The sequence below is a fragment of the Roseicyclus salinarum genome, assembly GCF_029624655.1.
GTDB classification, from domain to species: Bacteria; Pseudomonadota; Alphaproteobacteria; order Rhodobacterales; family Rhodobacteraceae; genus Roseibacterium; species Roseibacterium salinarum.
This window is the reverse complement of sequence record NZ_JARRSA010000018.1, coordinates 16,235-42,269: the sequence shown is the minus strand read 5'-3', so window position 1 is coordinate 42,269 and position 26,035 is coordinate 16,235. Positions and strand designations below refer to the sequence as shown.

Annotated in this window: 31 protein-coding genes and 1 other RNA gene; 19 read left to right on the top strand and 13 right to left on the bottom strand. The window is 69.3% G+C overall.

Annotated elements, in window-relative coordinates:
* Positions 1 to 3: 3 nt before the first annotated feature.
* On the top strand, positions 4 to 534 hold the full coding sequence (locus tag P6F26_RS12850) for a DUF2244 domain-containing protein (RefSeq protein WP_278029098.1): 531 nt from the start codon (positions 4 to 6) through the stop codon (positions 532 to 534).
* A gap of 104 nt (positions 535 to 638) precedes the next feature.
* Entirely contained in the window at positions 639 to 1,700 is a 1,062-nt protein-coding gene (locus P6F26_RS12845; protein WP_278029097.1) for a DUF5671 domain-containing protein, read from the top strand.
* Positions 1,701 to 1,725: 25 nt separating this feature from the next.
* Here the strand turns inward: P6F26_RS12845 and P6F26_RS12840 are convergent, their stop codons facing one another.
* Positions 1,726 to 2,184, bottom strand: a complete 459-nt coding sequence (locus tag P6F26_RS12840) for a GatB/YqeY domain-containing protein (protein WP_278029096.1) — start codon at positions 2,182 to 2,184, stop codon at positions 1,726 to 1,728.
* A gap of 194 nt (positions 2,185 to 2,378) precedes the next feature.
* Between P6F26_RS12840 and carA the strand changes: the two genes are divergently transcribed.
* Positions 2,379 to 3,539: a glutamine-hydrolyzing carbamoyl-phosphate synthase small subunit gene (gene carA / locus P6F26_RS12835; protein WP_278029095.1), complete on the top strand. Its 1,161-nt coding sequence runs from the start codon at positions 2,379 to 2,381 to the stop codon at positions 3,537 to 3,539.
* Between the two features lie 80 nt (positions 3,540 to 3,619).
* Positions 3,620 to 5,644, top strand: a complete 2,025-nt coding sequence (locus P6F26_RS12830; RefSeq protein WP_278029094.1) for a glycosyltransferase family 2 protein — start codon at positions 3,620 to 3,622, stop codon at positions 5,642 to 5,644.
* 3 nt (positions 5,645 to 5,647) lie between these two features.
* On the opposite strand, the gene P6F26_RS12825 is transcribed toward P6F26_RS12830, so the two are convergent.
* The gene (locus tag P6F26_RS12825; RefSeq protein ID WP_278029093.1) at positions 5,648 to 6,289 is read right to left on the bottom strand and encodes a GntR family transcriptional regulator; all 642 of its coding nucleotides are present in this window, start codon (positions 6,287 to 6,289) and stop codon (positions 5,648 to 5,650) included.
* A gap of 123 nt (positions 6,290 to 6,412) precedes the next feature.
* Here P6F26_RS12825 and P6F26_RS12820 point away from each other — a divergent pair, with 123 nt between their 5' ends.
* The gene (locus P6F26_RS12820; protein ID WP_278029092.1) at positions 6,413 to 7,060 is read left to right on the top strand and encodes a pyrimidine 5'-nucleotidase; all 648 of its coding nucleotides are present in this window, start codon (positions 6,413 to 6,415) and stop codon (positions 7,058 to 7,060) included.
* 61 nt (positions 7,061 to 7,121) lie between these two features.
* Positions 7,122 to 8,342, top strand: coding sequence for a UbiH/UbiF family hydroxylase (locus P6F26_RS12815; protein WP_278029091.1), 1,221 nt, complete (start codon positions 7,122 to 7,124; stop codon positions 8,340 to 8,342).
* Between the two features lie 6 nt (positions 8,343 to 8,348).
* On the opposite strand, the gene P6F26_RS12810 is transcribed toward P6F26_RS12815, so the two are convergent.
* Genes P6F26_RS12810 through P6F26_RS12800 form a run of 3 tightly spaced genes read right to left on the bottom strand, consistent with a single transcriptional unit; the run spans position 8,349 to position 10,102 of the window.
* Positions 8,349 to 9,140, bottom strand: coding sequence for a hypothetical protein (locus P6F26_RS12810; protein ID WP_278029090.1), 792 nt, complete (start codon positions 9,138 to 9,140; stop codon positions 8,349 to 8,351).
* Positions 9,141 to 9,188: 48 nt separating this feature from the next.
* Positions 9,189 to 9,650, bottom strand: coding sequence for an Lrp/AsnC family transcriptional regulator (locus tag P6F26_RS12805; protein ID WP_278029089.1), 462 nt, complete (start codon positions 9,648 to 9,650; stop codon positions 9,189 to 9,191).
* Positions 9,647 to 10,102 carry an Lrp/AsnC family transcriptional regulator gene (locus P6F26_RS12800; protein ID WP_278029088.1) on the bottom strand — a complete coding sequence of 152 codons (456 nt, stop codon included), beginning with the start codon at positions 10,100 to 10,102 and terminating at the stop codon, positions 9,647 to 9,649. Before P6F26_RS12800 ends, P6F26_RS12805 begins: the two co-directional genes overlap by 4 nt.
* 134 nt (positions 10,103 to 10,236) lie before the next feature.
* Between P6F26_RS12800 and ilvC the strand changes: the two genes are divergently transcribed.
* Positions 10,237 to 11,259 (top strand): ketol-acid reductoisomerase, encoded by a 1,023-nt coding sequence (ilvC, locus tag P6F26_RS12795; protein ID WP_278029087.1) that lies wholly within the window; start codon positions 10,237 to 10,239, stop codon positions 11,257 to 11,259.
* 69 nt (positions 11,260 to 11,328) lie between these two features.
* Here the strand turns inward: ilvC and P6F26_RS12790 are convergent, their stop codons facing one another.
* From P6F26_RS12790 to P6F26_RS12775, 4 genes are all read right to left on the bottom strand, one after another.
* Complete coding sequence (locus tag P6F26_RS12790) at positions 11,329 to 11,535, bottom strand: hypothetical protein (protein ID WP_278029086.1); 207 nt, start codon at positions 11,533 to 11,535, stop codon at positions 11,329 to 11,331.
* Positions 11,536 to 11,635: 100 nt separating this feature from the next.
* The gene (locus tag P6F26_RS12785) at positions 11,636 to 12,100 is read right to left on the bottom strand and encodes a CAP domain-containing protein (RefSeq protein ID WP_278029085.1); all 465 of its coding nucleotides are present in this window, start codon (positions 12,098 to 12,100) and stop codon (positions 11,636 to 11,638) included.
* A 519-nt stretch (positions 12,101 to 12,619) separates the two neighbouring features.
* The gene (gene hisN, locus P6F26_RS12780) at positions 12,620 to 13,465 is read right to left on the bottom strand and encodes a histidinol-phosphatase (protein WP_278029084.1); all 846 of its coding nucleotides are present in this window, start codon (positions 13,463 to 13,465) and stop codon (positions 12,620 to 12,622) included.
* A 94-nt stretch (positions 13,466 to 13,559) separates the two neighbouring features.
* Positions 13,560 to 13,934, bottom strand: coding sequence for a helix-turn-helix domain-containing protein (locus tag P6F26_RS12775; protein ID WP_278029083.1), 375 nt, complete (start codon positions 13,932 to 13,934; stop codon positions 13,560 to 13,562).
* Between the two features lie 308 nt (positions 13,935 to 14,242).
* Here P6F26_RS12775 and P6F26_RS12770 point away from each other — a divergent pair, with 308 nt between their 5' ends.
* Positions 14,243 to 15,205, top strand: coding sequence for an NADPH:quinone oxidoreductase family protein (locus P6F26_RS12770; protein ID WP_278029082.1), 963 nt, complete (start codon positions 14,243 to 14,245; stop codon positions 15,203 to 15,205).
* A gap of 27 nt (positions 15,206 to 15,232) precedes the next feature.
* On the opposite strand, the gene P6F26_RS12765 is transcribed toward P6F26_RS12770, so the two are convergent.
* Complete coding sequence (locus P6F26_RS12765) at positions 15,233 to 16,087, bottom strand: LysR family transcriptional regulator (protein ID WP_278029081.1); 855 nt, start codon at positions 16,085 to 16,087, stop codon at positions 15,233 to 15,235.
* A gap of 78 nt (positions 16,088 to 16,165) precedes the next feature.
* On the opposite strand from P6F26_RS12765, the gene P6F26_RS12760 reads away from it, so the two are divergent.
* The 5 genes from P6F26_RS12760 to P6F26_RS12740 all read left to right on the top strand — a co-directional run bounded on the left by P6F26_RS12760 (position 16,166) and on the right by P6F26_RS12740 (position 19,749).
* Positions 16,166 to 16,432 carry a DUF1127 domain-containing protein gene (locus P6F26_RS12760; protein ID WP_278029080.1) on the top strand — a complete coding sequence of 89 codons (267 nt, stop codon included), beginning with the start codon at positions 16,166 to 16,168 and terminating at the stop codon, positions 16,430 to 16,432.
* 201 nt (positions 16,433 to 16,633) lie between these two features.
* On the top strand, positions 16,634 to 17,425 hold the full coding sequence (locus P6F26_RS12755; protein ID WP_278029079.1) for a Bax inhibitor-1/YccA family protein: 792 nt from the start codon (positions 16,634 to 16,636) through the stop codon (positions 17,423 to 17,425).
* A 144-nt stretch (positions 17,426 to 17,569) separates the two neighbouring features.
* Positions 17,570 to 18,871, top strand: coding sequence for a chromate efflux transporter (chrA, locus tag P6F26_RS12750; protein WP_430736745.1), 1,302 nt, complete (start codon positions 17,570 to 17,572; stop codon positions 18,869 to 18,871).
* A 118-nt stretch (positions 18,872 to 18,989) separates the two neighbouring features.
* Positions 18,990 to 19,157 carry a 50S ribosomal protein L33 gene (rpmG, locus tag P6F26_RS12745; protein ID WP_008885060.1) on the top strand — a complete coding sequence of 56 codons (168 nt, stop codon included), beginning with the start codon at positions 18,990 to 18,992 and terminating at the stop codon, positions 19,155 to 19,157.
* 85 nt (positions 19,158 to 19,242) lie between these two features.
* Positions 19,243 to 19,749, top strand: a complete 507-nt coding sequence (locus P6F26_RS12740; RefSeq protein ID WP_278029078.1) for a GNAT family N-acetyltransferase — start codon at positions 19,243 to 19,245, stop codon at positions 19,747 to 19,749.
* 20 nt (positions 19,750 to 19,769) lie between these two features.
* Here P6F26_RS12740 and P6F26_RS12735 read toward each other — a convergent pair whose 3' ends face one another.
* Both P6F26_RS12735 and P6F26_RS12730 read right to left on the bottom strand, forming a co-directional pair.
* Positions 19,770 to 20,465, bottom strand: a complete 696-nt coding sequence (locus P6F26_RS12735; RefSeq protein WP_278029077.1) for a metal-dependent hydrolase — start codon at positions 20,463 to 20,465, stop codon at positions 19,770 to 19,772.
* 93 nt (positions 20,466 to 20,558) lie between these two features.
* Positions 20,559 to 20,816 (bottom strand): hypothetical protein, encoded by a 258-nt coding sequence (locus P6F26_RS12730; RefSeq protein ID WP_278029076.1) that lies wholly within the window; start codon positions 20,814 to 20,816, stop codon positions 20,559 to 20,561.
* A 73-nt stretch (positions 20,817 to 20,889) separates the two neighbouring features.
* On the opposite strand from P6F26_RS12730, the gene P6F26_RS12725 reads away from it, so the two are divergent.
* The 6 genes from P6F26_RS12725 (at position 20,890) to rnpB (ending at position 25,206) form a co-directional block, all read left to right on the top strand.
* Positions 20,890 to 21,570: a hypothetical protein gene (locus P6F26_RS12725; protein WP_278029075.1), complete on the top strand. Its 681-nt coding sequence runs from the start codon at positions 20,890 to 20,892 to the stop codon at positions 21,568 to 21,570.
* 50 nt (positions 21,571 to 21,620) lie between these two features.
* The gene (gene gatC, locus P6F26_RS12720) at positions 21,621 to 21,908 is read left to right on the top strand and encodes an Asp-tRNA(Asn)/Glu-tRNA(Gln) amidotransferase subunit GatC (protein WP_278029074.1); all 288 of its coding nucleotides are present in this window, start codon (positions 21,621 to 21,623) and stop codon (positions 21,906 to 21,908) included.
* A 60-nt stretch (positions 21,909 to 21,968) separates the two neighbouring features.
* Positions 21,969 to 23,453 carry an Asp-tRNA(Asn)/Glu-tRNA(Gln) amidotransferase subunit GatA gene (gene gatA, locus P6F26_RS12715; protein WP_278029073.1) on the top strand — a complete coding sequence of 495 codons (1,485 nt, stop codon included), beginning with the start codon at positions 21,969 to 21,971 and terminating at the stop codon, positions 23,451 to 23,453.
* Positions 23,454 to 23,502: 49 nt separating this feature from the next.
* Complete coding sequence (locus P6F26_RS12710; protein WP_278029072.1) at positions 23,503 to 24,147, top strand: hypothetical protein; 645 nt, start codon at positions 23,503 to 23,505, stop codon at positions 24,145 to 24,147.
* Positions 24,144 to 24,800 (top strand): N-acetylmuramoyl-L-alanine amidase, encoded by a 657-nt coding sequence (locus P6F26_RS12705; RefSeq protein WP_278029071.1) that lies wholly within the window; start codon positions 24,144 to 24,146, stop codon positions 24,798 to 24,800. Before P6F26_RS12710 ends, P6F26_RS12705 begins: the two co-directional genes overlap by 4 nt.
* 33 nt (positions 24,801 to 24,833) lie before the next feature.
* Positions 24,834 to 25,206: RNase P RNA component class A (gene rnpB / locus P6F26_RS12700), an RNA gene on the top strand.
* 355 nt (positions 25,207 to 25,561) lie between these two features.
* Here the strand turns inward: rnpB and P6F26_RS12695 are convergent.
* A complete protein-coding gene (locus P6F26_RS12695; RefSeq protein WP_278029070.1) occupies positions 25,562 to 26,014 on the bottom strand; it encodes a nucleoside deaminase in 453 nt (150 codons plus the stop codon).
* Positions 26,015 to 26,035 lie beyond the last annotated feature (21 nt).

Sequence of the window (26,035 nt, the reverse complement as noted above, 5' to 3'; positions counted from 1 at the left end):
ACGATGCCGATCCTTGCCGAAACTATGGAGGCCCCGGCATCGCCCGGGGCCTTCTCGTCAGGGGGGGAGCGAAAGGGCCCGCCGCGCCTGAAGCTTCGCCTGACGCCACACAAGTCGCTCACGCCCGAGGGGTTCGTGTGGTTCATCGGGGCGACGGCGGTGCTGATCTCGGTGCCGCTTCTGTCGATCCTCGGAACCGCCGTGTTCTGGGCCCTCCTGCCGTTCATCGTCGCTGCCGTCTGGGGCGTGTGGACCGCGCTCAAGCGGTCGTGGCGCGATCGTGAGCTCTACGAGGAAGTCACCCTTTGGGACGACCTTATCCGGGTCGAGCGCCACGAGCCGCGCCGCCGCACGCCCCTCGACTGGGAGGCCAACCCCTACTGGGTTCGCGTGGCCCTGCACTCCAGCGGCGGCCCGGTGCCGAACTACCTGACGCTGGCCGGGGGCGGGCGAGAGGTGGAACTGGGCGCTTTCCTGACGCCGCCAGAACGGGTCGAACTGAAGGACACGCTGGAACGCGCCCTGCGCGCCTGAGATTGCCGCACGGGCCCATCCTGCGCTAGACTGAGGCTGTCGCGCTTGGTCGCCGGGTCCGGGACCGGACCGCACCCGGCGGCAGTCACGGGAGGATGTCGGGGATGCCGGCACAAAGGGCCGTGGTCAGCTTCGTTCACGACGCGCTGAGCGCAGGGCACAGCCGGGACCAGATCGCCGGCGCGCTGGCCGAGGCCGGCTGGTCGCGCAGGGACATCGAGGCGGGGCTTGCCGCCTATGCCGAAACGGGTTTCGTGCCGCCGGTGCCGCGTCCGACCCACACCACGACGCCCCGGCACACCTTTCTCCATGCGATCCTGTTCATCGCCATGGCAATCACGGCGATCAACCTCGTGAACCTCCTTCACGCGCAGATCGACCTTGCGGTGGCCGATCCCGCCTTCGACGAATCGCGCGACTGGCTGGCCCCGAGGATCCGGTGGTCGGTGGCGGCGCTGGTGGTGGCGACGCCGGTCTATGTGCTGGTCTCGCGCCACATCATGCGCAGCGCCGCAACGGACGACGCCATCCTGAAGTCGCCGGTCCGGAAATGGCTGACCTACCTCGCGCTGCTCGTCTCGGCGCTCGTGTTCCTCGGCGACGCGATCTACACGGTCGACCGCTTCCTCGCGGGGGAGCTGTCGCTGCGGTTCGCGCTCAAGGCCGGCACCGTCGCGCTCGTGTCGGGGGCGGTCTTCGTGCACTACCTGAAGGACGTGGAGCGGACGCAGCCTGGCGGCGGCGCGCATCTGGCCATCACGGGCGGCGCGGTGGCGCTGGCGGTCGCGGGCGCGTTCCTCGCCATCGGGGGGCCGCAGTCGGCGCGGAGCGACCGCTTCGACCGCGCCCGCTACGAGGATCTCGACGCGATCGCCAGCGCGCTGGAATGCGCCTTCGCCGGCGAGATCGGCGAGCGCGCGCTTCCCGGTCGGTTGACGCTTCCGGCCATCGCCGGGCATTGCATCGGCGCACGTCTGGGCGAGGCGACGCTCTCGGACGACGAGACCGGCGCGCCGTATCTCTACCGGCGGACCGGCGAGACGGAATTCCTGGTCTGCGCCGAGTTCCGGGACGCGGAGGAGCTGGCCGCGAGCCTGCCCGCGATCCACCCCGGTTTCGATCCGGCGACGGGCTGCATCGCGGGCCGCGTCGCGCCCGCGCCCTAGATCGACGAGGCTGTCGCGTCCAGCCTCAGCCCAGCCGGGCCTTCACCGCCGGTCCGACCGCGCCGAAATCCATCTGGCCCGCGAATTTCGTCTTCAGCACGCCCATGACGCGGCCCATGTCGCGCAGGCCCGTGGCGCCCGTCTCGGCGATCGCCCCGTCGATGGCGGCCGCGACTTCCTCGTCGCTCAGCTGGCGCGGCAGGTAATCCTCGATCACCGAGATTTCAGCGCGTTCTTTCTCGGCCAGCTCCAGCCGCCCGCCTTCTTCGTAGGCGCGCGCGCTTTCCTGACGCTGCTTGACCATCTTGCCAAGGATCGCGAGCACCTCGGCGTCGCCGACCCCGCCACCCTCGCCCTTCGAGCGCGCGGCGATGTCCTGATCCTTCACTGCGGCGCTGATCAGGCGCAGCGTCGAGAGCTTCGTTGCGTCCTTCTCGCGCATGGCCTCCTTCAGGCCCGCACCGATCCGGTCTCTCAGTCCCATTCCCATGGCGCATGTTCCCCGACTGCTGCCGTCCCAGACAGCGCTAGATAAGGCAGCGCGCGCCCGTCCACAACGCCCCGGAGAAGCGTGGCGTGCGCGGGGCCGCTTGACCGTGCCCCGCGCGCTCCGTAAACCGCGCCGGGATCGCGGCCCGCCGCCGCGCACCGCCCGCCGCCGCGAACCGGGAGACCTCCATGCCATCGACCCCCACCGCCTGCCTCGCCCTCGCCGACGGGACGCTCTTTTACGGCAGGGGCTTCGGCGCCACGGGAACGCGCGTCGCCGAGCTGTGCTTCAACACCGCGATGACCGGTTACCAGGAGATCATGACGGACCCCTCCTATGCCGGGCAGATCGTGACCTTCACCTTTCCGCATATCGGCAATGTCGGCGTCACCCCCGAGGACGACGAGACGGCCGAGCCCGTGGCGGAAGGCATGGTCGTGAAGTGGGACCCGACCGAACCGTCGAACTGGCGCGCCACGGGCGACCTCGTGAGCTGGCTGGAGCGGACGGGCCGCGTGGGCATCGGCGGCGTCGACACGCGCAGGCTGACCCGCGCGATCCGCCAGCAGGGCGCCCCGCACGTGGCGCTGGCGCATGATCCCGAGGGACGTTTCGACATCGAGGCGCTCATTGCGGCCGCGCGCGGCTTCGAGGGGCTTGTGGGCCTCGACCTCGCCAAGAACGTGACCTGCGCGCAGTCCTACCGCTGGGACGAGATGCGGTGGGCCTGGCCCGATGGCTTCTCGCGGCGCGACCCCGCGATCCCGGCGCCCAAGGTGGTGGCGATCGACTACGGCGCCAAGCGCAACATCCTGCGCTGCCTCGCCTCGGCGGGCTGCGACGTGACCGTCATGCCCGCAACCGCCACCGCCGAGGAGATGCTGGCGCAATCCCCCGACGGCGTGTTCCTGTCGAACGGACCCGGCGACCCGGCGGCCACGGGCGCCTATGCCGTCCCGGCGATCCGCGGCATCCTCGATGCGGGACTTCCCGTCTTCGGGATCTGCCTCGGCCACCAGATGCTGGCGCTCGCGCTCGGCGCGAAGACCATCAAGATGAACCACGGCCATCACGGCGCGAACCATCCCGTCAAGGACCTCGAGACGGGCAAGGTCGAGATCACGTCGATGAACCACGGCTTCACCGTCGACAGCCAGACCCTGCCCGATGGCGTGCACGAGACGCATGTAAGCCTCTTCGACGGCTCGAACTGCGGCATCAGGCTGGAGGATCGCCCGGTCTTCTCGGTGCAGTATCACCCCGAGGCGAGCCCCGGCCCGCAGGACAGCTTCTACCTCTTCGAACGCTTCGCAGGGGCCATGAAGGCCCGCGTCAGCGACCGCGGCTGAAGGCCCGACCGCCCCGCGGTTAACGGACCGTTAATGTCTTTCGCCCAGTTTGCCTGAACTTCGTTCTGGTTGCGGCGGACATGGACAGCGAAAACTCCCACGGCCCGACCGGAACGACGATCCTCTCCATTCCCGCAGGCGAGCGGGCCGCCCAAGCCCTGCCCATCGCCCGACCCGCGGGCCGCACGGCCAGGACGCTCCATGTCATGGTCAGGCGCGACGCCACGGAGGGCGAGGACGCCGGCGCGGCCGATCTCCGGCTGGCACAGACGCTCGTGGCGCGCGGATGGGCCGACGCGGCCGAGGTCAGGGCGGCCCGCGCCACCGCGACAAGCCTCGGCCTGCCGCTTGGCCGCGTCCTGGTCGCGCGCGGAAAGCTCGGCGAGGAAGAGCTTCTGTCGGCCCTCTGCGAGGTGTATCGCACGGGCCGCGCGGATGTTGCGGGCCAGCCGCCCGAACCGCGCATGGCCCAGTGTCTGCCACGCGACGTCGCCCTGGCCGCCGAGGCGGTCCCGTGGCGCGACGCGGGCGGCGCGCTGATCGTCGCCACGGCCCGCCCCGACCTCATGGACGAGGTCGCCGCGGCCCTTCCCCCAGGCCGCCGCGCCGTCGCGGCGCTCGCCAGCCGCGACGACATCGCGGCCGCGCAGACCGCGCTCTGGGGCGCATCGCTTGCCCGGGAGGCCGAGACGCGCGTGCCCGAGCATGTCTCGTGCCGGACGTGGAAGGCGCGCCGCCTGCTGCGCGCGGCGCTGTTCGTGGCGATCGCCGTGGCGCTGATCGAAATGGTCTTTCCCGAACCTGTTGCGATCGCGGCCTTCGGGATCGCGGGCCTCGCCTTCGTGGCCAACATCGCCCTCAAGGCCGCGGCTTTCGTCGCCATGCTGCGCAGCCCGGCGAAGCACGCCCCACCCACTCCCGGCCCCGACATCGCGCCCCATCTCCTGCGTCCGCCGATGGTCAGCATCCTCGTGCCGCTCTACCGCGAGGCCGAGATCGCGCACCGGCTGGTGGCGAACCTGTCGCGGCTTCGCTACGCGCCCGAACGGCTCGACGTGCTTCTCCTGATCGAGGAGGACGACCACGTCACCGCCGAGGCGATCCGCGCCGCGCCACTGCCGCCGTGGATGCGGGCGATCATCGTCCCCGAGGGCCATCCCCGGACGAAGCCGCGCGCGCTGAACTACGCGCTCGCCTTCGCGCGCGGCGACATCGTCGGGATCTACGATGCCGAGGACCGCCCCGACCCCAACCAGATCGCCCATGTCGTCCGCCGCTTCGACGAGGTCGGCCAGAACGTCGCCTGCCTGCAGGGGCGGCTCGACTACTACAACGCCGGCCACAACCTCATGTCGCGTCTGTTCACCATCGAATACGCGTCGTGGTTCCGGGTCATCCTTCCGGGCGTGGAGCGTCTGGGGCTGGTCGTGCCGCTGGGCGGCACCACGCTGTTCCTGCGCCGCGACGCCCTGGAGAAGGTGGGCGGCTGGGACGCGCACAACGTGACCGAGGATGCCGAGCTGGGCCTGCGCCTCGCACGCGCGGGGTACCGGACCGAGCTTGTGGACACGACCACCTTCGAGGAGGCGAACGCGGCGGTCATGCCGTGGGTCCGGCAACGTTCGCGCTGGCTGAAGGGCTATCTCATCACATGGGCCACGGCCATGCGCGAGCCCCGCGCGCTGTGGCGCGACCTCGGGGCGTGGCGCTTCTTCGGGCTTCAGGCGCAAATGCTGGCGGCCGTCCTCGGCTTCTTCCTCGCGCCGCTTCTCTGGAGCCTCGTCCTTCTGCCCTTCGGCGTCCCGCATCCGCTCGACGGCGTGCTTTCGCCGTCGCAGGGCCTCTGGATCGGCGCCTTCATGATGCTGTCCTTCGTGCTGTCGGTCGCCGTCTCGGTCCATGCCTGCGCCGCGCCGCACCTGCGCCACCTGAGGATGCGCGCGCCGCTGGTGGAGTTCTACTACACGCTCGGAACGCTCGCGGCGTGGATCGGGGCGCTGGAGCTGATGGCCAAGCCTTTTTTCTGGGCCAAGACGCGGCACGGCGTCTACGGCGGGGGCGACGTGACCGAGGATGCGTCCGCCACGCGCGGCGGGCGTGCCTGAACCTCAGCCGGCCTGCGCCTCTTCCTTCAGCCGCACCACGAAGGCGATCGAAAGATGCTCTTTCAGGGCCGCCGCCGCGCGCGCGCCGTCGCGCTCGGCGATGGCGTCCACGATGGCCGCGTGCTCGGCCAGCGCCTTCTCGCCCCGCCCCGCCGCCGCGAGCGAGGTCCGCGCCATCAGCGCCATCGAGCGATAGACGAGGTCGAGCTGCTGGACGAGGAACCGGTTGTGGCTGGCGAGGTGGATCTGGTGATGGAACCGCCTGTTGGCCCGCGCCAGCGCCTCGGGATCTCCCAGGAGCGCCCTGTCGGCGTCGACCATGTCGCGCAGGACCTTGATTTCCTCCTCGGCGGCGTGCTGCGCGGCGAGACGCGCGGCCAGCCCCTCCAGCTCCTGCCGCACGGCATAAAGCTCGGCCATCTGCGCATGATCCAGCGACGACACGATCAGCGAGCGGCCGTCGCGGGTCAGAAGGCTTTGGGTTTCCAGCCGCTGCAGCGCCTCGCGGATCGGCGTGCGGCTGACCCCGAAGCGCTCGGCAAGCTCGCTTTCCACAAGGCGGTCGCCGGGACGGTAGATGCCCTGGTCGATGGCGTCGAGGATCAGGTCGTAGGCGTCACGGTTCGGCGGAGCCTTGAGCTTCATCTTTTGTGCTCCCTTGCATACCGCAAGGCTATGGAGCGCGTAGCGCCTTGTCCAGACTGCACAAAGCCGCCTGCGCGCCATGCGCACTGGACAATGCGGGCCGCCTTGCCCTAGGCCGTGGCCATGTCTTCGGAACACTTCGCTCATGTCGAGACCTGGGTCTTCGACCTCGACAACACCCTGTACCCGCCCGAAACCGCGCTGTTCGACCAGATCAACGCGCTGATGACGGCCTATGTCATGCGCGTGACCGGCGTGGACCGGGCCCAAGCGGACGACCTGCGGCACCGCTACTGGCGCGAGCATGGCACGACGCTGGCGGGGCTGATGCTGCACCACGGGATCGAGCCCGAGGCCTATCTCGAGGAGGTGCACGAGATCGACTTTTCCGTGCTCGTGCCCGACGCGGCGCTCGGGGACGCCATTTCCGCCCTGCCCGGCCGGCGCATCGTCTACACCAACGGAAGCGCGCCCTACGCCGCGCGCGTGCTTCGGGCGCGCGGCCTCGCGGGGTTGTTCGACGCCGTCTACGGAGTCGAGAACGCGGGCTACCGGCCGAAGCCCCTGCGCGCGGCCTTCGAGACCGTCTTCGCCGCCGACGGGCTGGATCCCACCCGCGCCGCGATGTTCGAGGACGATCCGCGCAACCTCGCCGCGCCGCACGAGATGGGGATGCGCACCGTGCACGTCGCGCCGGTCGCCGAGCCCGCGGGTCACATCCACCACCACACCGACGACCTCGCCGGGTTTCTCGGACGTCTCAGGTCATGACGCCGCGACAGGACAGAGTGCCGCGTCGAAGCGCACCGGGCCGCGCCCTATCCTTCGCTCCATGACGGACGTTCAGGACATCGACATCTTCGTCTCGGGCGGCGGCGTCGCCGGGCTGACGGCGGCCATCGCCTTCGCGGGGGCGGGGTTCCGCACGCTCTGCGCCGATCCCGCCCCGCCGGTGACCGACCGCGAGGCCGAGGGCGCGGACCTGCGCAGCACGGCGTTCCTGCAGCCGTCGCAGGCCTTTCTCGAGCGTATCGGCATCTGGGACAGGCTTGCGCCGCATGCGATGCCGCTTCAGGTCATGCGCATCGTCGATGCCGGCGGCGAGATCCCCGAACCGCGCGTGGCGCACGACTTCGACGCCGCCGACATCTCCGACAAGCCCTTCGGCTGGAACCTTCCCAACTGGCTGCTCCGGCGCGAGATGGTGGCCCATCTCGCCACCCTTCCGATGGCCGATTTCCGTCCCGGAACCGCAACCGCAACCGTTTTGACGCGCGCCGAAGAAGCGCGCGTGACGCTGACGGACGGCACGCGCCTGCGCGCGAAACTGGTGGTGGGGGCGGACGGACGCGGCTCGCCGGTGCGCGAGGCGGCCGGGATCGGCGTCCGCACTCTGCGCTATGGGCAGAAGGCCCTTGCTTTCGCCGTCACCCACCCGATCCCGCACGAGAACGTCTCGACCGAGGTGCACCGCTCGGGCGGGCCCTTCACGCTCGTGCCTCTGCCAGACCTGACCGGCGAGGACGGCGTCGCACGCCCGTGCTCGGCCATCGTCTGGATGGAACGCGGCCCGGAAGTCAAACGGCTGATGTCGCTCGGCATTGCCGAATTCGAGGCCGAGATGACCGAACGCTCGGCGCATCTTTTCGGGCCGCTGAAGCTCGCGTCGCGGCGCACCGTCTGGCCGATCATCAGCCAGGTCGCGGACCGGATGGAGGCCGAGCGCACCGCGCTGATCGCCGAGGCCGCCCACGTCCTGCCGCCCATCGGCGCGCAGGGCCTGAACATGAGCCTCGCCGACCTGCGCACCCTGCTCGAGCTTGCCGTGGCGCATCGTGACGATCCGGGCGCCCGCCCGCTTCTGCAGCGCTACGCCCGCTCGCGCCACGCCGAGGTGGTGGCCCGCGTCACCGGGATCGACGCGCTCAACCGCGCCTCGATGGCCGAGGCGCCGGGCCTGCGCGACATGCGGATGCGCGCGCTCGACGCCATCTACAGGGTCGCGCCGGTTCGACGGGTACTGATGCAGACAGGACTGGGCGCGCGCGGCTGACGCGCCTCAGGCGCTGCGGATCAGAAGGTCCGCGGTGCGCATGGCGGCGTCCACCTCGTCGGGGGGCGTGTCGTCGGCCATCGCGTAGTTCATCATCCGCTCGACCATCATCGACGTGACGAAGGCCTCGCACAGGGCGGCGGCCGCGCCCGCCTGCCAGTTGCCGGGGAAGAGCGTGTCGCGGCGACCGGGCCTGCCCCAGATGCGCGCAAGCGCGGCGGGCAGATCGGGGTCGCTGAGGGCATGGCGCAGCAGGGGCTGCAGCGGCCAGCCGCCGCTTGCCAGAAGATGAAGCGTCTCCAGGACGTTCTCGGGCCAGTCGGGGTCCTGCATCGCGCGGTCGAGCAACAGGCCCGCGAAGCGCGTCAGAAGCGCCCGCTCGGCCGGCGAGCACCCGGCGGCGCGGCCCGGCGCGAACAGCGCAAGCGCCCGCGGGATCGCACCGTCGTGCGAAACCGCGCCCGAGGCGACGGCCTCCAGGACGCGGGGAAGGAGGAACCGGAACACCGCCCGGTCGGTCCGCGACACGACCTCGGCGCCGCCACGGCCATCGCCCGCGACGCGCGTGGCGCGCGCGCACCACTGCACGATGTCCTCATGACCCCAGGCCCGCGCGCCGCGCCCGAACAGCGCGCGCGCCATCCCGGCATCGGCGCACAGCGCGCAGCTGCAGCCCGGCACATGCCTCGGCGCGGGTCGCTCGAACAGGCGGTAGCCCTCGTCCACCAGGCGATGGAACCCGTCGCCCGGGCCCACGCGGGCGCTCCCCTGCCGTTGAATGTCACGCTCGTCTCTCATGGACGGCAGTATCGTCAGATCACTGGGGCAGCGTTATGGCGGAAAAGCTCACCCTATGGGGCCGGGCCGCCTTTCTTCGGACAAAAGTACGTTCGCTTCGACACTTCCAACACCCGGCAAGGTCATAATCCGGCGCCTCAGAACACGCTCGAAGTCGGCGATGTCGCGCGCCACCACGCGCAGCCGGTAATCGTAGAGCCCCAGAACATGCTCGACCGTCTGCACCTCGGGGATGGCCGAGACCGCGCGCTCGAAATCCTCGAGGCTCACGCGGCCCTTGAGGCCCAGCTTCACGCCCAGAAAGACCGTCACTCCGAATCCGAGGCTCTCGAGGTCGAGATCCAGCCACCGCGCCCCGAGAACGCCCGCCTCGCTCAGGCGGCGCACGCGGCGCCACGCGGCCGACTGGCTCAGGCCGACGCGGCGGCCAAGCTCGCTGGCCTTCTGCGTCGCGTCCTCGGCAAGGGCCCGCAGGATGGCGCGGTCGGCGGCGTCCAGATCGAGGGTCATATCGGCAGCGTCTCGTGGTTCTTGATCGAGGCTACATGCATCAGCGCCTCGATGTCGGCGATATGCGGCAGGGTCAGGATGCGGTCGCGGTAGACCTCCTGGTAATGCGCCATCCCTCGGGCGATCACGGCAAGGCGCGTGTCCACACGGCCGAGGAAGGTCTGGATTTCCGTCACCTCGGGCACCTCACGCGCGGCGGCGATGAATTCGTCGAAGGCGCGGGGGTCGGTCTTGTCGAGGGTGATCCGCAGCGAGACCTGCACGGAATACCCCAGCGCGGCCCAGGCGATCTCCATGCGCTGGCCCTTCAGCACGCCCTGTGCCTGAAGCCTCTCCAGCCGGGCGTAGCAGGTCGCCAGCGGCAGGCGGACGGCCTCGGCCAGTTCGGCCATCGGCTGTCCGGGGTCCGCCTGAAGGCGGCGCAGCAGCCGCCGGTCGCGATCGTCGAGCATGAAAAAACCGCCATTTCAATTCTGGTCGCATGATTTTTTATATTGAATGGGAAAATTCTGCAATCCTCGTGCAGCATCGGCGGCAGGCTTCCGCCATGGTCCCCGCAGGAAACACCCCACGAGGAGAGAGAGACATGCGCGTCTACTATGACCGCGATTGCGACGTGAACCTGATCAAGGACAAGAAGGTGGCGATCCTGGGCTACGGCAGCCAGGGCCATGCCCACGCGCTGAACCTGCGCGATTCGGGCGCGAAGAATGTGGTCGTGGCGCTCCGCGAGGGCTCCCCCTCGGCGGCCAAGGCCGAGGGCGAGGGCCTCAAGGTTATGGGCATCGCCGAAGCGGCCGCTTGGTGCGACCTGATGATGTTCACCATGCCCGACGAGCTGCAGGCCGAGACCTACCGCAAGTACGTGCACGACAACCTGCGCGAGGGCGCCGCGATCGCCTTCGCCCACGGCCTGAACGTGCATTTCGGCCTGATCGAACCCAAGGCCGGCGTCGACGTCATCATGATGGCGCCCAAGGGCCCCGGCCACACGGTGCGCGGCGAATACGTCAAGGGCGGCGGCGTGCCCTGCCTCGTCGCGGTCGACAACGACGCGACCGGCAAGGCGCTGGAAATCGGCCTGTCCTACTGCTCTGCCATCGGCGGCGGGCGCTCGGGCATCATCGAGACCAACTTCAAGGAAGAGTGCGAGACCGACCTCTTCGGCGAGCAGGCGGTCCTGTGCGGCGGCCTCGTGGAACTGATCCGCATGGGCTTCGAGACGCTGGTCGAGGCCGGCTACGCCCCCGAGATGGCCTATTTCGAGTGCCTGCACGAGGTGAAGCTGATCGTGGACCTGATCTACGAAGGCGGCATCGCGAACATGAACTACTCGATCTCGAACACGGCCGAATACGGCGAATACGTCTCGGGGCCGCGCATCCTGCCCTACGACGAGACCAAGGCGCGCATGAAGGCGGTTCTCGACGACATCCAGCAAGGCCGCTTCGTGCGCGACTGGATGGCGGAGTGTTCGGTCGGGCAACCGTCGTTCAAGGCGATCCGCCGCAACAACGACGCCCACCAGATCGAGGCTGTCGGCGAGAAGCTTCGCGGGATGATGCCCTGGATCACGGCCGGCCGGATGGTCGACAAGGCGAAGAACTGAGGCCACGCCTCGGGACGAAAGGAAGGGGCGGCGCGTTTTGCGCCGCCCCTTTTGTTCTCACGAAAGGCCTCAGCCGCCTCGGCCCTGCGGCGTGACGCCCTCCCGCCGCGGCGCGGTGGCAGGGTTCGGGCCCGGGCCGTCGCTCGCCAGTGAGGATTTGGCCGCGGCGGGATCCGCCAGCTTTCTTTCCGTGCGCCGCTTGCTGACCGTCGCCCAGGCCAGGAAGGCCAGCATCGTGATCAGAAAGAGCGCGGCGATGAAGATCCATGTATCCATGGGTTCGTCCTTTCTCCTTCAGGGTTTGGAGACGTTGGCGGACGAACGCCCCGCCCCATGCGGGGTTCCGGGACATGCTGACGCGGGGCCGTGCGATCCCTCAGCAGGGACGCGCGAGCACCAGAACCCAGACCGAGCCCGCGCGCGCGAAGCCGTATTGGCTGACTTGCGCGTTCAGGATGTTTGCCCGGTGGCCGGGGCTGCCCATCCAGGTCGCGACGACGCTGCGGATGTCGGGCTGCCCGCGCGCGATGTTCTCGGCGGTGAGGCAGGCCCGGTAGCCCGCGCCTTCGACGCGCGAGCGCGGCGTGGCGCCCGAGGGGCCGTCATGGCTGAAATTGCCCGTGCGGCTCAGATACTCCGCATGGGCTTCGGCCGCGGCCTGCAGGGCCGGGCTGTATCCCAGCGGCCGGATCAGACCGTTCTGCGCGCGCTGGAAGGACAGCTGCGCCCCTGCCGAGGCGATATCAACCGTCTCGCCGGCCGAGACCCGCTCGGTGCCGGGCGCGGGCGTGCAAGCGGCAAGCGCAAGCGCGAGGACGACAAGTAGCGAAACACGGCGCATTCGGGGTCTCCCGGCCTCGATCCATCAGATGGCACGACCATGCGCCACCAGCGGCCCGCCGGCAAGGCCCGGGCCGGGCGCAAGCAAGCCCTGGCCGCTCGAGGAGCGGTTGCGTTGGATGGATCTGGGGATAAAAATCGTAATCGAAATTTATGGCCTTCATTTCGCCAATAATTGACCAGTTGAGTTCGATTATTGCTGTTTAAAAGATCGGCAATCGCTTGCTGACCCGACGCGAAAAGGCGGCAGCACTTCGCGTGAACGCCAGGGGATCCGTGAACCTCGAGGCTCATTCCGCGGGACCGGCACGAGACCCGCACAATCGAAATGGCGCAGCTCGGATTGGAAAGTCTGCCTCCATTTCCGATGCTTACACGTTCTTCCTGAACAAATTCCAACGATGCACGCCCGTAGCGCCACATTGGCAGGGGATTTGAAGTCCGGGCGACAATGGATTGTTTCAAAATACTTTTTTCGATGCCGCACCCTGCGGCGAAGTGCTGGCAGCCACGCGCGCTCCTAAGGCGCAGCCCTCCGCAGGAGCGCAAGCGCCTCGGCGTGGATTTCGGGGCCGGACGCCGCCAGCACCCTGCCGCCGCGATGCGCCGGGCCGCCCCGCCAGTCCGTGACCACGCCGCCTGCGGCCTCGATCACCGCGATCGGCGCGCAAATGTCGTAGGCATGGAGCCCGGCCTCGATGACGAGGTCCACCTGCCCCGCGGCAAGCAGGGCGTAGGCGTAACAGTCCATTCCGTAGCGCGTCAGCCGGACGGCGTCGCGCACCGCCTCGAACCCGGCCCGATCCGCGGGCGTGCCCACTTCGGGGAATGTCGTGAAAAGCTTGGCCTCTTTCAGCGAGGCCGCGGGGTCCACCCCAAGCGTCCGCCCCCCGCGCGGTCCCGTCAGCCGGGAACGGCCCAGCCCGCCCTCGAAGCGCTCGCCGATGTAGGGCTGGTCGATGATACCGTAAAGCGGCCCCTCCGCGTCGCAAAGCGCGATGAGCACGCCCCATGTCGGCGTGCCCGAGATGAAGCCGCGCGTTCCGTCGATCGGGTCGAGCACCCAGGTCAGTCCGCTGGTGCCGGGGCGATCGCCCTCCTCCTCACCCAGAACGGCGTCCTGCGGACGGCGCTCGGCGAGGATCGCGCGCATGGCCGCCTCCGAGGCGCGATCGGCTTCGGTCACGGGATCGAAGCGGGTCGCGGAGACGTCGCCCTTGTGTGCCGCCACGAGGCCGGATTGCCGGAAATACCTGAGCGTTTCGCGACGCGCCGCCTCGGCCAGCGCATGCGCCGTGGCCACGATGGCGGGGATCTCGCTGTCGGGCAGTCGGAAGGGCGACCCGGGCGGGGGTGAGGATGGCATCGGAGGGAACCTCGATCCTGCGAGAGCCGCCGGTCTGGTGGCGGTTCTCGCCGAGGTCGCACGACCCCCGCCCGGGGTCAAGCGGAGGCCGGCCTCAGGCGGCGGCCTCCGACAGGACGCGCGCCAGCTCGAACAGGCGGCGGCGCTGGTTCTCGGGGATGGCGTAGTAGGAGCGGATCAGGTCCAGCGCCTCCTTGTCGGCAAGGATGTCGCCGGGAAGCGCCGCCTCCGCCGACGCGCCGCTCTCGGCGCTGTCCATGCCCTCGAAGAAGTAGCTGACCGGCACCGAAAGCGCCTCGGAGATGTCCCACAGGCGCGATGCGCTGACGCGGTTCATGCCGGTTTCGTATTTCTGGATCTGCTGGAACTTGATCCCGACCTTCTCGGCCAGTTGCTGTTGCGTCATGCCGACCATCCAGCGACGGTGACGGACCCTCTTGCCGACATGGACGTCCACGGGGTGCTTCACGAGCCCCTCCTCCTGTTATAGCCAACACTATAAGCCGCCTTGGCCCCTCGGCGGCACCCGCGCGAAACCATGTGGCGAGTGACGCTCAACCCCAGCGACAAGCGTCACATAGCGTGAGGCGAGGGGCGATCAATCAAAAGTGGTAAACATACCGGCCAAAGGCGGACGGTCTCATTCAAGGCGTGTGAAATAAGCATCATACTCGCCTATCGCGTGTAACGCAACGTTCGTGGCATGGCCCATGGTCGCAGCCTTGCGGCGCGGCTAGTCTTGCCGCGACGGATGGGAAAACCGAGAGGACCCACATCATGAAAGCTCTGCGCATCAACGGGTTCGGATCCGAGCCTCACCTGGAGGACATCGCGGTGCCCGCACCCGGCGCGGGCCAGGTCCTGATCCGGATCGCCGCGTGCGGCCTGAATTTCGCCGACCTTCTCATGATCAAGGGAACCTACCAGGACACGCCGGAGCCGCCCTTCACGCCGGGGCTGGAGGTCGCGGGCATTGTCGAAGCGCTTGGCGAGGGCGTGAGCGCGCCGGCCATCGGCACCCGCGTCGCGGTCTTCGCGGGCCGCGACGGGCTGGCCGAGTTCGGCGTCTTCGAGGCCGCGCGCTGCGTGGCCATCCCCGATGCGATGCCCTTCGACGAGGCGGCGGCCTTCCTCGTCGCCTACGGCACGAGCCACCTCGCGCTGACCCGCCGCGCGCGCCTGCGCGCGGGCGAGCGGCTGCTGGTGCTCGGCGCTGCGGGCGGCGTCGGCCTGACGGCGGTGGAGCTTGGCGCGGCGATGGGGGCGGAGGTGATCGCGGTCGCGCGCGGCGCCGACAAGCTCGAGGCCGCGAAGGCGGCGGGGGCGCATCATCTCCTCGACGCGCGCGAGGCCGATCTTCGGGACGAGGTGAAGGCGCTCGGCGGGGCCGATGTCGTCTATGACGCTGTCGGCGGCGAGCTGTTCGCGCAGGCCCTGCGCGCGACGAACCCCGAGGGCCGCATCCTCCTCATCGGGTTCGCGAGCGGGGACGTGCCGCAGATCCCGGCCAATCACCTGCTCGTCAAGAATGTCGACGTGATCGGCTTCTTCTGGGGCGGCTACATGCGCTTCGGCGCGACGGCGCTGACCGAAAGTCTCGGGGCGCTGACGGAGATGTATCTGGCCGGCCGCCTCCGGCAGCATGTCGGCGCGACACGGCCGCTGGCGCAGGCCGCCGAGGCGCTCGACATGCTGCGGAAGCGGTCCGTTCCCGGCAAGATCGTGGTCACGATGGACTGAGCGTCCGGCGCGCCGTCGGCCCGGCCGTCACATGCTGCGGAAGGCCTGCCGGATCGCGTCGGTCAGTGCGTCGACGGGCGCCCCGCGCGCGAGCTGCGCCCGGTAGAGGTTGATCTTGACCCTCGGCAGGTTCGGCAGGCCGCCGTTGTGGTCGATGCGCTCGACATAGGGGGGTTCGGTCCCCTCGATGCAGGCATGAACCGCGAGATCGGCGGCGACGGAGGCCTCGACGGTGCGGATCGAGTCGCTTTCCACCGCCATCTCCCAAGAGATCGCGGCACGGTCCAGCGCGTCCTGAACGCCGCGCCGGAAGATGCAGGCGTGCTCGAAGGCGAGGCGCAGGGGCCGCTGCTTCCAGACCTGGCCGTTGGTCGCACCGACCCAGACCAGCGCCTGCTCGATCAGGGTCTCGCCGCCCGGCCCGGCGTCATCCTCGGTCGTAAGGATCACGTCGATCTCGCCGCGCGCGAACAGTTCCTTCAGACGCGACGTGTAGGACGACACAAGCTGCACGCGCATCCGGGGAAAGTCCGTGTTGAAGCGCTGCAGCACCTGCGGGATGCCGGGGTAGACGATGTCGTGCGGAACGCCGAGGGTGATCTGCCCGGTGTAGTCGGGGGCGGTCAGCCGACCCAGGACCTCGTCGTTGAGGTCGAGCATCCGGCGCGCGTAGCCCAGCATCTGCTCGCCAGCGCCCGTCAGCGACAGCTTGCGCGCCGAGCGGTCGAACAGGGCCACGTCCAGCATCTCCTCCAGCCGCTTCAACTGCATGGAGACGGCGGATTGCGTGAGGTTCAGAAAACCCGACGCCTTGGTCACGCCGCCCGCGTCCACCACCGCGACGAAGGCGCGGATCGCGGTCAGATCGAGATTTCTCGGCATATCACGTCCCGTGATTGATTACATCAAAACCATTCACTTTCAAGATGGACAAGTCGGGCGCATATATCAAGCATCAAGATGATCCTCCCTGTTGCGTTCAAGTATGTGAAAGGTAACGCCATGGCCGATATCCTCGCCTCCCGCGGTATGGCTTCGTCCCGCACCGCCACCGCCCACCCCTCGCTCGCCGCCCGCATCGGCGCCGCCGTCGCCGTCTGGCGCCAGCGCCGCACCCTTGCCGAGCTGCCCGACCACCTGCGCCAGGACCTCGGCCTGACCGAGACCCAGATCCAGCAGGAGCTCCGGCGCCCGGTCTGGGTCGTGCCGCAGTACTGGCGGTTCTGACGCGCCCGGCCCCTGCGCCCGCCGCAAGGGCCGGTCCTCCGCGCAGAAAGTCCCATAGGAAAAAACTATCGCGCCGGCGCCCTGCGTCCGGCGCGTCTTTCTTGAAAAAGCCGTCATCCCGGCCAATATTGGCTGTCGAGGCGGACGGTCGCACCAGATGTGCCGACGTCCGATCCGACCAGTTTCTTTTGGAGGGAACAAATGGCTGAAAATCAGACGATGCGGGCCCGGTCGCAGATGGGTGCCGGCGCCGTCCCGGCCGAAATCGACCAGGGTCTCCGCGCCCACATGAACAAGGTCTATGCCACCATGTCCGGTGGCATGCTGATCACGGCAGGCGCGGCCTGGGCGATCGCCAACCTCGCGGTGACGAGCGATCCGACCGGCGCGGCCGTCGCGCTGCGCGAAGGCCAGTACCTCACGGGCCTTGGCGAGGCGATCTACACCACGCCCCTGCGCTGGGTCGTGATGTTCGCTCCGCTCGCCTTCATCCTGTTCGGCTGGGGCGCACTCATGCGGCGCGGCTCGGCTCAGGCCGTGAGCCTCGGCTTCTTCACCTTCGCGGCCGTCATGGGCCTGTCGCTCAGCTCGATCTTCCTCGTGTTCACCTCGGTGTCGATCGTGCAGACGTTCCTCGTGACCGCCATTGCCTTCGCGGCCCTCAGTCTCTGGGGCTACACCACGAAGCGCGACCTCAGCGGCATGGGCACGTTCCTCATCATGGGCGTGATCGGCCTTCTGGTGGCTATGGTCATCAACATCTTCCTGCAATCGCCTGCAGTGATGTTCGCCATCTCGTCGCTGGGCGTCCTGATCTTCGCTGGCCTCACGGCCTTCTACACGCAGGAGATCAAGTCGACCTACGTCGCCCACGCGGTCCACGGCGATCAGGAATGGCTGGACAAGGCGGCCATCGATGGCGCGCTCAGTCTCTACATCGCCTTCCTGAACATGTTCCAGTTCCTGCTCATGTTCATGGGCCAGCAGGAATAACGTCTCCTCGAGACGCGAAATCGAAGGGCCGGAGCCAAGCGCTCCGGCCCTTCTTCGTACCGCCCCGCCCTGTCATGGAAACTTCACTGGCGCCCGCCCTAGGCCGCGCCATGGTGCAGCCCGACGACCGGAGGTGACAGGGCGATGATGCAGAGCGACGCTGCCGCGCCGCGGCCGGGCGAGGCGCCTGGCACGGCCGAGCTTGTCCGCGTCTTCGGGCGCATCGGCCTTCTGTCCTTCGGCGGGCCCGCGGCGCAGATCGCGCTGATGCACCGCGAGCTGGTCGAGGTCCGGCCCTGGCTGACCGAGACGCAGTATCTTCAGGCGCTGTCCTTCTGCATGCTGCTGCCCGGCCCCGAGGCGATGCAGCTTGCCACCTATGCCGGCTGGCGCGTCGCGGGCGTTCGCGGCGGGCTGATCGGCGGGCTTCTGTTCGTCGTTCCGGGCGCGATCGTGATCCTCGCGCTCGCAGCGCTCTATGCGGCCCATGGCGACGTGCCGGCGGCCGAGGCGCTGTTCCTGGGGATCAAGGCGGCGGTCATCGTGATCGTGGCGCAGGCGCTCCTGCGCGTCAGCCGCAGGGCCCTGACCCGGCCGCTGGCCTGGGGGCTTGCGGCAGGCGCCTTCGCGGCGCTCTTCGTGTTCGGCCTGCCCTTCCCGATCGTGGTGCTGGGCGCGGCGGCCATCGGCGCGGTTGGCGCGACGGGGAAGGCCGCGGCCGCCCCACCCCCCCGCGTGCCCCATTCCGCCACGGCGCGCACCGTGGCGGTGTGGTTGGCGATCTGGCTCATTCCGCTTGCAGCCCTGTGGATCGCGGCCCCCGGCGGGCTGCTTGCCGAGGTGGGCCTGTTCTTCGCGAAGCTCGCCGTCGTGACCTTCGGCGGCGCCTACGCGGTTCTGGCCTGGATGGTGCAGGAGGTCGTGCAGGATCACGGCTGGCTCACCACCGCGCAGATGATGGACGCGCTGGGACTGGCCGAGACGACGCCCGGGCCGCTCATTCTCGTGACGGAATTCGTGGGCTTCATCGCCGGGGCGGAGGCCGGCGGCATGGGGATGGGCCTTGCCGCCGCGCTGGTCACGCTCTGGGCCACCTTCGCGCCCTGTTTCCTGTGGATCTTCGCAGGCGCCCCTTACGTCGAATGGATCGCGGGCCGCCCGCGCCTTCAGGGCGCGCTCGACGCGATCACGGCGGCTGTGGTGGGCGTCATCGCCAACCTCTCGCTTTGGTTCGCGCTTCACGTCGTCTTCGGGGAGGTGACGCGCATCGGTTCGGGCGCAATCGGTCTGTGGGTGCCCAGCGCCGCAAGTCTCGATGCCGGGGCGGTCGTCCTGACGCTTGTCGCCGCCGCGCTGGTGTTCTGGCGGCGCATGGACCTTCTGGCTGTCCTGCCGCTCATGGCGCTGGCGGGGCTTGCGTGGCGGTATGCGCCGGGCCTCGTCTGAATGCGCGTTTTGACGGTTGACTCGGGCCCGCGCTCGGGTAGAAGGCGCAGTCTCAAGGAATTGAAGCGCGCGACGCATCGCGTTCCCGCGCGCCCCGAACATCGCAGGAGCCCGGACCATGGCAAAACCGACCACCATCAAGATCCGCCTGAACTCGTCCGCGGGGACCGGTCATTTCTATGTGACCAAGAAGAACGCACGCACGATGACCGAGAAGATGACCGTACGAAAGTACGATCCCGTCGCGCGCAAGCACGTGGAATACAAGGAAGGCAAGATCAAGTAATCGCCCTCCACTTTCCAACTGCCGAGGCCGCGCAAGAGATTGCGCGGCCTTTTTCGTTTCACGGATATGCCCGAGAGGCACGACCATGCTGTCCCAGATCACGATCCGCCCCACCACGTCGCGCGACCTGCCGAAGGTCGACGCGCTGCTGCGCGAAAGCTATCCCGCGCTCCTGAAGCACGACTACCCGCCTTCGGTGCTGGTCACGGCCCTGCCGCTGATAAGCCGCGCGAACCCCTCGCTGCTGCGCTCGGGGCTCTATTACATGGCCGAGGATGCCGAGGGCGAGGCGATCGCCGTGGGCGGCTGGAGCCATTCGGGACCGCAGGGAGGCGTCGGGCCCCGCGACCTTGCCCATGTGCGGCACGTCGCGACCCATCCCGCAGCCCTTCGCCGCGGCCTCGCGGCCCACATCCTCGAACGCTGCTTCCGCGAGGCGCGGGCGCAGGGCATCACCTGGATGATGGCGCAATCGACGCGGACGGCGGTGCCGTTCTACCGGGCGATGGGCTTCGAGGAACGCGCCGAGGTCGAGGTCATGCTGCGCCCCGGCATCGGCTTTCCGGCGGTGGAGATGGCGCGCGGGCTTTGACGGGCCCGCGCCCCTCGGGCTCAGAGCTCCAGCGTCTCGCCCGGATCGGGGTCGAGCACGCGGACGCCCGGCAGGGCCTCCTTCAGCGCGTCGGCGGACTGCTCCAGCAGCGGGAAGGTCCGGTAATGCACCGGGATCACGGTCTCGAAGCGGAAAAGCTTCGAGGCCGCGTAGGCCGCCCGCGCCATGTCCATGGTGAAGTGCCCGCCCGCGCAGAGGATGCCGATCTCGGGGGCGTGCAGGTCCTGCAGGACGCCCATGTCGGCCATCACGTCCGTGTCGCCCGAGACGTAGACCGTGCGCCCCTCGCCCGAGATCATGTAGCCCGCCTCGGCGCCGGTGTAGACGGGACCGTTGCGGCCCGCGATCGACGAGGAGTGGCTCGCGTTCACCATGGTCACGGCCACGTCGCCGATCCGCACCGTGCCGCCCTTGTTGAAGCCCACGGTCTCCACACCCTGCTCCGTGCTGCCCCACCAGGACATGAGGTCGTAGATGCCGTAGACCGGCACGCCAAGCTCGCGCGCGAGATCCGGCACGCCGCCGATGTGGTCGGAATGTCCGTGGGTGACCAGGATCGCCGTCGCGCCCTCAAGCATCGCGTCGCGGCCTTCGGTTGGGAACATCGGGTTCCCCTCGATCCAGGGATCGATCAGCAGGACCTGCCCCGCGATTTCAAGCCTGATGCCGGCGTGGCCGAGCCATGTGTATTTCATCGCCGCTCTCCCTGCGCTGTCGCGTCAGGGAAAGCTTATGCCAGCGAGGGCGCGCCACGCAAAGGGCGTTGCGCCGAGGCCGACGGATCGGCCCTATTCGGCAGGCACCGAGAAGGGCGACCGCTTCGCCGTGGATGCCTTGACGTCGTCCTCGTCGCTGTCGATGTGACGCGAAAGCATCCGCGAGAACAGGACGGCGAAGGTTCCCGCGAAGAAGACGCCGAAGACGATATCCCATGGCTGGCTCAGGCCGCGCAGGGTCAGCTGGGGCAGGATCACGAGGCAGGAGGCCACGAAACCGAGAAGGCCGGGGAAGATGACGGAAAGCCAGATCTTGATGGTTCGTTCCATGTCGCTTCCTTGGTTACTGGTTGATTTACACATTCGGGCGAAAGTTCGCGCTCAAACGGGACAGCAATAAGGCATGGACAGGACGATTTTCGAACCGCTCGACGCCTACTGCGAGCGACTCGGCCCCGGCCTCTGGGCCGAGCCGGTCAATGCCCTCACCAACCTCGCCTTCGTGATCGCGGCCGCGATCGCCCTTGGCCGGCTGGGCCGCCCCGCCCCGCCGCTCGGCTTCGCGCTGGTGGCGGTCCTTGCGCTGATCGGCGCCGCCTCGGGCCTGTTCCACACCTTCGCCAACGTGGCGACGGCGCTGCTCGACAGCGCGGCGATCGCGATCTTCGTACTGGTCTACCTCTTTGCCGTGAACCGCCATGTCCTCGGCCTGTCGCGCGGCGCGGCGTGGCTGGGGCTGGGACTGTTCTTTCCCTACGCGGCCCTCGCCGGGACCGCCTTCGCGCAGGTGCCGGCCTTCTCGATCTCCGCGCCCTACTGGCCGGTCGCCCTTCTGATCGCGCTCTATGGCCTCGCGCTGCGCCGGGTCCGGCCAGAGTTCGCGCGCGGCCTCCTGATCGGCGCGGGCCTCCTGTGCGTCTCGCTTGCCGCGCGCTCGGCCGACCTGCGGCTATGCGGGGCGCTGCCGGTGGGCACGCATTTCCTGTGGCACGTCCTCAACGCCATGATGCTCTTCTGGATGATCGAGATCTACCGCCGCGCCATCGGGGCCGAGCGGCTTGCAGCGGCACCGCCGCGCGGCTAAACCGCCTCGGGACCAGACAGAGTGCCTCGAGCGACGGAGTGCAGCGCCCCATGTCCATCGACATCACGACGGCCGCGAAGGTCGCCAAGCTTGCCCGGATCAGGGTCGAAGAGGACGAGCTTGCCGGCCTTGCGCATGATTTCAACGCGATCCTCGGCTTCATCGAGCAGCTGGGCGAACTCGACGTCGAGAACGTCGAGCCGATGACCAGCGTCACGCCCATGCGGCTGAAGCGGCGCGAGGACGTCGTGACCGACGGCAACCAGCAGAAGAAGATCCTGTCTAACGCGCCGGACGCGCGCGAAGGCTTCTTCGCGGTGCCGAAGGTCGTCGAATAGCCAGGGCCCTGCAAAGGCCCGCCCCGGCCGCGCCGGGACCACGCTCCGAGAGGAACGAGAATGTCCGAACTGACGAAAATGACCATCGCCGAGGCGCGCGACGCGCTTGTCCGGGGCGAGGTGACGAGCGTCGAGCTGACCGAGGCCTGCCTCGGCGCGATCGAGGGCGCGGGGGCTCTCGGCGCCTTCGTGCACAAGACGCCGGACCTCGCGCTCGACCGCGCCCGCGCCGCAGACGCGCGCCGCAAGGAGGGCGACGCGCCCGCCATGTGCGGCATCCCCGTCGGCATCAAGGACCTGTTCTGCACCGAGGGCGTGCCCTCGCAGGCGGCGTCAAGGATCCTCAGCGGGTTCCGCCCCGAATACGAATCGACCGTCTCCGCGCAGCTGCGCGACGCGGGCGCGGTGATGCTGGGCAAGCTGAACATGGACGAGTTCGCGATGGGATCGTCGAACGAGACCAGCGTCTACGGGCCCGCCGTGAACCCGTGGCGCGCGCAGGGCTCGGACGCGGCGCTGACGCCCGGCGGCTCGTCCGGCGGATCGGCCTCGGCGGTGGCGGCGGATCTCTGCCTCGCCGCGACCGGCACGGACACCGGCGGCTCCATCCGCCAGCCCGCCGCCTTCACGGGCACGGTGGGCCTCAAACCCACCTATGGCCGTTGCTCGCGCTGGGGCATCGTCGCCTTCGCCTCGTCGCTCGACCAGGCGGGCCCGATGACGAAGACGGTGCGGGACGCCGCGATCATGGGGCAGGCCATGATGGGCCACGACCCGAAGGATTCGACCTCGGCAGACCTGCCGGTGCCCGACTTCGAGGCGCTGCTGACCGGCGACATCCGCGGCAAGGTCATCGGCATTCCGAAGGAATACCGGATGGAGGGGATGCCCGCCGAGATCGAGAAGCTCTGGTCGGACGGCGCCGCGATGCTGAAGGACGCGGGCGCCGAACTGCGCGACATCACGCTGCCGCACACGAAATACGCCCTGCCCGCCTATTACGTCATCGCGCCGGCCGAGGCCTCGTCGAACCTCGCGCGCTACGACGGCGTGCGCTTCGGCTACCGCGCCAAGCTCGAACAGGGCGACGGCGTGACCGAGATGTACGAGAAGACCCGCGCCGAGGGCTTCGGCGCCGAGGTCAAGCGGCGCGTCATGATCGGCACCTACGTCCTTTCGGCGGGCTTCTACGACGCCTACTACAACCGCGCGCGCAAGGTCAGGGCGCTGATCAAGCGCGACTTCGACGAGGTCTTCGCCTCCGGCATCGACGCGATCCTGACGCCCGCCACGCCCTCGGCGGCCTTCGAGCTGGGCAAGACGCACGACGATCCCGTGGAAATGTATCTCAACGACGTCTTCACCGTGACCGTGAACCTCGCGGGTCTGCCCGGCATTGCCGTGCCCACGGGCGTGGACGGGCGCGGCCTGCCCCTTGGCCTCCAGCTCATCGGGCGACCATGGGAAGAGGGCGATCTGCTGAACGCCGCCTATGCGCTCGAGCGGTCGGCGGGCTTTGTGGCGAAGCCCGCGAAATGGTGGTAGAAGCCTCGGACCGGAAGACCGGCAGGCGAAACCCACCCGGAGTCGCGCGATGAAACGGACGCACAAGGCGCGCATGGCCTCCTGCGCCGCGCTGGTCCTGGCACTGGCCGCCTGCGGCCCCGGCCCTGTGCCGAACGACGTCGGACAGGGCGTCGGCTTCAGCGATTACGCCGCCTACCAGGCCCGCCGCGAGGCGTTGCGCAGTCCGCCGCCGCAGACCGTGGCGCCGCCCGCGGACGCGTCCTTCGCGGCCGCGCCCGCCGGCGCCCGCTCGACCGACATCGCGGGGATGGCCTCCGCCGCCATCGCCGAGGCCGAGGGCGGCCCGCCCGTCGCCGCATCGGCCGACGACTTCACCGCCCCGCCCCTTCCCGAAGGCATGTCGGTCCTCGGCGCCAATGTCGTGGCCTTCGCCCTCTCGACCTCGCACCCCGTGGGCCAACGGGTCTGGGCGCGCTTCCCGCTCAGGCTGGGCCGGCCCGAGGTGCGCTGCAGCGATTTCCGCACGACCGACCTCGCGCAGGACTGGTTCCTCGAAAACGAAGGGCCCGAGCGCGACCGGGCAGGCCTCGATCCCGATGGCGACGGCTTCGCATGCAACTGGGATCCAGAACGCTACCGGGCCGAGGCCCGCGCCGCGCGGATGCCGCAAGCCGCGCGCCCGCCCATGGACCCGCAGGCCACGGACGGGTGAGCCGCTCGCCCAATCACGGGGACCGGCGCGGCGGACTGCGCCCCGAACTCGTGGTGATCCACTACACCGCAATGCCCGACGCCGCCTCGGCGATGCGTGCGCTCTGCGACCCTGCCCGCGAGGTCTCGGCGCACTGGCTCATCGCGCGTGACGGAACCGTCACTGCGCTCGTCGACGAAGAGCGCCGGGCGTGGCACGCCGGCGAGGGCGCCTGGGCCGGACGCGGCGACGTCAATTCCCGCTCCGTCGGCATCGAGCTGGACAATGACGGCGCCTCGCCCTTCGCGGCACCGCTGATGGATGCGCTGGAGACGCTTCTGGAGGGGATCCTGTCGCGCTGGTCGATCCCGTGCGAGGGCGTGATCGGCCATTCAGACATGGCCCCGGGGCGCAAGCGCGACCCAGGCCCCCGCTTCGACTGGCGCCGCCTCGCCCGTAGCGGCCTCGCGGTCTGGCCCGCGGCCTTGCCGGACGCGCCCGACAACGCGCCCGTCGATGCCGACGTCTTCCGCAGACAGGCGCAGTCCTTCGGCTATCCGCCGATGGACGATGCGCTTCTGCTCCGGACGTTCAGGCTGCGCTTCCGCCCGGGCGCCCGCGGCCCCCTCGACGCCATTGATTGCGCCCTCGCCGCAGGCCTCGTGCGCGATTGACGCCACCCCGCGCCGCGCCTATCTGGGCATTGCGCGGAGGGCCGGATGGCCGCGGGCCGAAAGGTCCGAGGAAAGTCCGGACTCCATGAAGCAACGGTGCCGGGTAACGCCCGGGCGGAGCGATCCGACGGAAAGCGCCACAGAAAACAGACCGCCCCGCCGCGCCCCAGGGCGCAGGGGTCAGGGTGAAACGGTGGGGTAAGAGCCCACCGCGCCCCCGGCGACGGGGGTGGCACGGCAAGCCCCACCGGGAGCAATGCCGAATAGGGACCGCGCGACGGGGCGCTTCACCCCAGCGGTCCGGGTTGGCAGCTCGAGGCGCCCCGGCGACGGGACGTCCAGAGGAATGGTCATCCAGAGGGGACGACCCCTTGGACAGAATCCGGCTTACAGGCCCTCCGCGCGTATATTTCATGATGACGAACGCCTTCGGCGTATTCCTCGCTCCGCCAGCCCGCCTCCGGCGCGCAGGCGGTATCGCCTCCGGCGGGAGTTTTCCGGCAAGGATGAAGTGCCGGGCATCCACCCCCCGCCCCGGCCGTATCCAGCATCGGACCGCAACCGGAACAGGAGGCTTCACCCTTGGCGCCGGTTCGCTCTCCAGCTACCGGCGTGGCAGAACCTTGTCACATCTCGGTTAAGCAATCCCTAAGCCTCTTCATCCTTGCTGAAAACTCCGGGGGAGCGCCCGAAGGCGCAGGGGGCAGCGCCCCCTCGCGACCGGTCGAGAGGTTCCCGGCACGGGGACCCGAGACCGGTCGCTACGCCCGGCGCTGCGCGAAGAATTCGCGCAGGAGCGCTGCCGCCTCATCCTCGCCGATGCCGCCGTAGACTTCGGGGCGCCAGTGCGACTGCGGATGGTCGAAGATGCGCGGTCCTTGCGCCACACCGCCCGATTTCGGGTCCGCGGCCCCGTAATACAGCCGCGAGAGCCGCGCCGCCGCGATCATGCCCGCGCAGGCGGGGCAGGGTTCGAGCGTGACCCACAGGTCGCAACCGCCCAGGCGCTCCGAGCCCAGCACCGAACAGGCCGCGCGGATGGCGAGCATCTCGGCATGCGCGGTGGGGTCGGAGCGTTCTCGCATCCGGTTTCCCGCACGTGCGATGACATGTCCGTCCCTCACGACGGCGGCGCCCACCGGCACTTCGCCGCGCGCCGCGGCCGCCCGCGCTTCGTCGAGCGCCACATCCATGAAGCCGCGAAATCCGCCCATGCGCCCCTCTTGCCGCTTTTC

Coding starts and splice junctions, on each gene's coding strand:
- rpmG (WP_008885060.1), top strand. CDS start 18,990: ATGGCAAAACCGACCACCATCAAGATCCGCCTGAACTCGTCCGCGGGG.
- P6F26_RS12765 (WP_278029081.1), bottom strand. CDS start 16,087: ATGCCGAGAAATCTCGATCTGACCGCGATCCGCGCCTTCGTCGCGGTG.
- chrA (WP_430736745.1), top strand. CDS start 17,570: ATGATGCAGAGCGACGCTGCCGCGCCGCGGCCGGGCGAGGCGCCTGGC.
- P6F26_RS12785 (WP_278029085.1), bottom strand. CDS start 12,100: ATGCGCCGTGTTTCGCTACTTGTCGTCCTCGCGCTTGCGCTTGCCGCT.
- hisN (WP_278029084.1), bottom strand. CDS start 13,465: ATGCCATCCTCACCCCCGCCCGGGTCGCCCTTCCGACTGCCCGACAGC.
- gatA (WP_278029073.1), top strand. CDS start 21,969: ATGTCCGAACTGACGAAAATGACCATCGCCGAGGCGCGCGACGCGCTT.
- gatC (WP_278029074.1), top strand. CDS start 21,621: ATGTCCATCGACATCACGACGGCCGCGAAGGTCGCCAAGCTTGCCCGG.
- P6F26_RS12725 (WP_278029075.1), top strand. CDS start 20,890: ATGGACAGGACGATTTTCGAACCGCTCGACGCCTACTGCGAGCGACTC.
- P6F26_RS12790 (WP_278029086.1), bottom strand. CDS start 11,535: ATGGATACATGGATCTTCATCGCCGCGCTCTTTCTGATCACGATGCTG.
- P6F26_RS12845 (WP_278029097.1), top strand. CDS start 639: ATGCCGGCACAAAGGGCCGTGGTCAGCTTCGTTCACGACGCGCTGAGC.
- P6F26_RS12730 (WP_278029076.1), bottom strand. CDS start 20,816: ATGGAACGAACCATCAAGATCTGGCTTTCCGTCATCTTCCCCGGCCTT.
- P6F26_RS12830 (WP_278029094.1), top strand. CDS start 3,620: ATGGACAGCGAAAACTCCCACGGCCCGACCGGAACGACGATCCTCTCC.
- P6F26_RS12770 (WP_278029082.1), top strand. CDS start 14,243: ATGAAAGCTCTGCGCATCAACGGGTTCGGATCCGAGCCTCACCTGGAG.
- P6F26_RS12695 (WP_278029070.1), bottom strand. CDS start 26,014: ATGGGCGGATTTCGCGGCTTCATGGATGTGGCGCTCGACGAAGCGCGG.
- ilvC (WP_278029087.1), top strand. CDS start 10,237: ATGCGCGTCTACTATGACCGCGATTGCGACGTGAACCTGATCAAGGAC.
- P6F26_RS12740 (WP_278029078.1), top strand. CDS start 19,243: ATGCTGTCCCAGATCACGATCCGCCCCACCACGTCGCGCGACCTGCCG.
- P6F26_RS12815 (WP_278029091.1), top strand. CDS start 7,122: ATGACGGACGTTCAGGACATCGACATCTTCGTCTCGGGCGGCGGCGTC.
- P6F26_RS12820 (WP_278029092.1), top strand. CDS start 6,413: ATGTCTTCGGAACACTTCGCTCATGTCGAGACCTGGGTCTTCGACCTC.
- P6F26_RS12755 (WP_278029079.1), top strand. CDS start 16,634: ATGGCTGAAAATCAGACGATGCGGGCCCGGTCGCAGATGGGTGCCGGC.
- P6F26_RS12825 (WP_278029093.1), bottom strand. CDS start 6,289: ATGAAGCTCAAGGCTCCGCCGAACCGTGACGCCTACGACCTGATCCTC.
- P6F26_RS12760 (WP_278029080.1), top strand. CDS start 16,166: ATGATCCTCCCTGTTGCGTTCAAGTATGTGAAAGGTAACGCCATGGCC.
- carA (WP_278029095.1), top strand. CDS start 2,379: ATGCCATCGACCCCCACCGCCTGCCTCGCCCTCGCCGACGGGACGCTC.
- P6F26_RS12710 (WP_278029072.1), top strand. CDS start 23,503: ATGAAACGGACGCACAAGGCGCGCATGGCCTCCTGCGCCGCGCTGGTC.
- P6F26_RS12810 (WP_278029090.1), bottom strand. CDS start 9,140: ATGAGAGACGAGCGTGACATTCAACGGCAGGGGAGCGCCCGCGTGGGC.
- P6F26_RS12800 (WP_278029088.1), bottom strand. CDS start 10,102: ATGCTCGACGATCGCGACCGGCGGCTGCTGCGCCGCCTTCAGGCGGAC.
- P6F26_RS12805 (WP_278029089.1), bottom strand. CDS start 9,650: ATGACCCTCGATCTGGACGCCGCCGACCGCGCCATCCTGCGGGCCCTT.
- P6F26_RS12850 (WP_278029098.1), top strand. CDS start 4: ATGCCGATCCTTGCCGAAACTATGGAGGCCCCGGCATCGCCCGGGGCC.
- P6F26_RS12735 (WP_278029077.1), bottom strand. CDS start 20,465: ATGAAATACACATGGCTCGGCCACGCCGGCATCAGGCTTGAAATCGCG.
- P6F26_RS12840 (WP_278029096.1), bottom strand. CDS start 2,184: ATGGGACTGAGAGACCGGATCGGTGCGGGCCTGAAGGAGGCCATGCGC.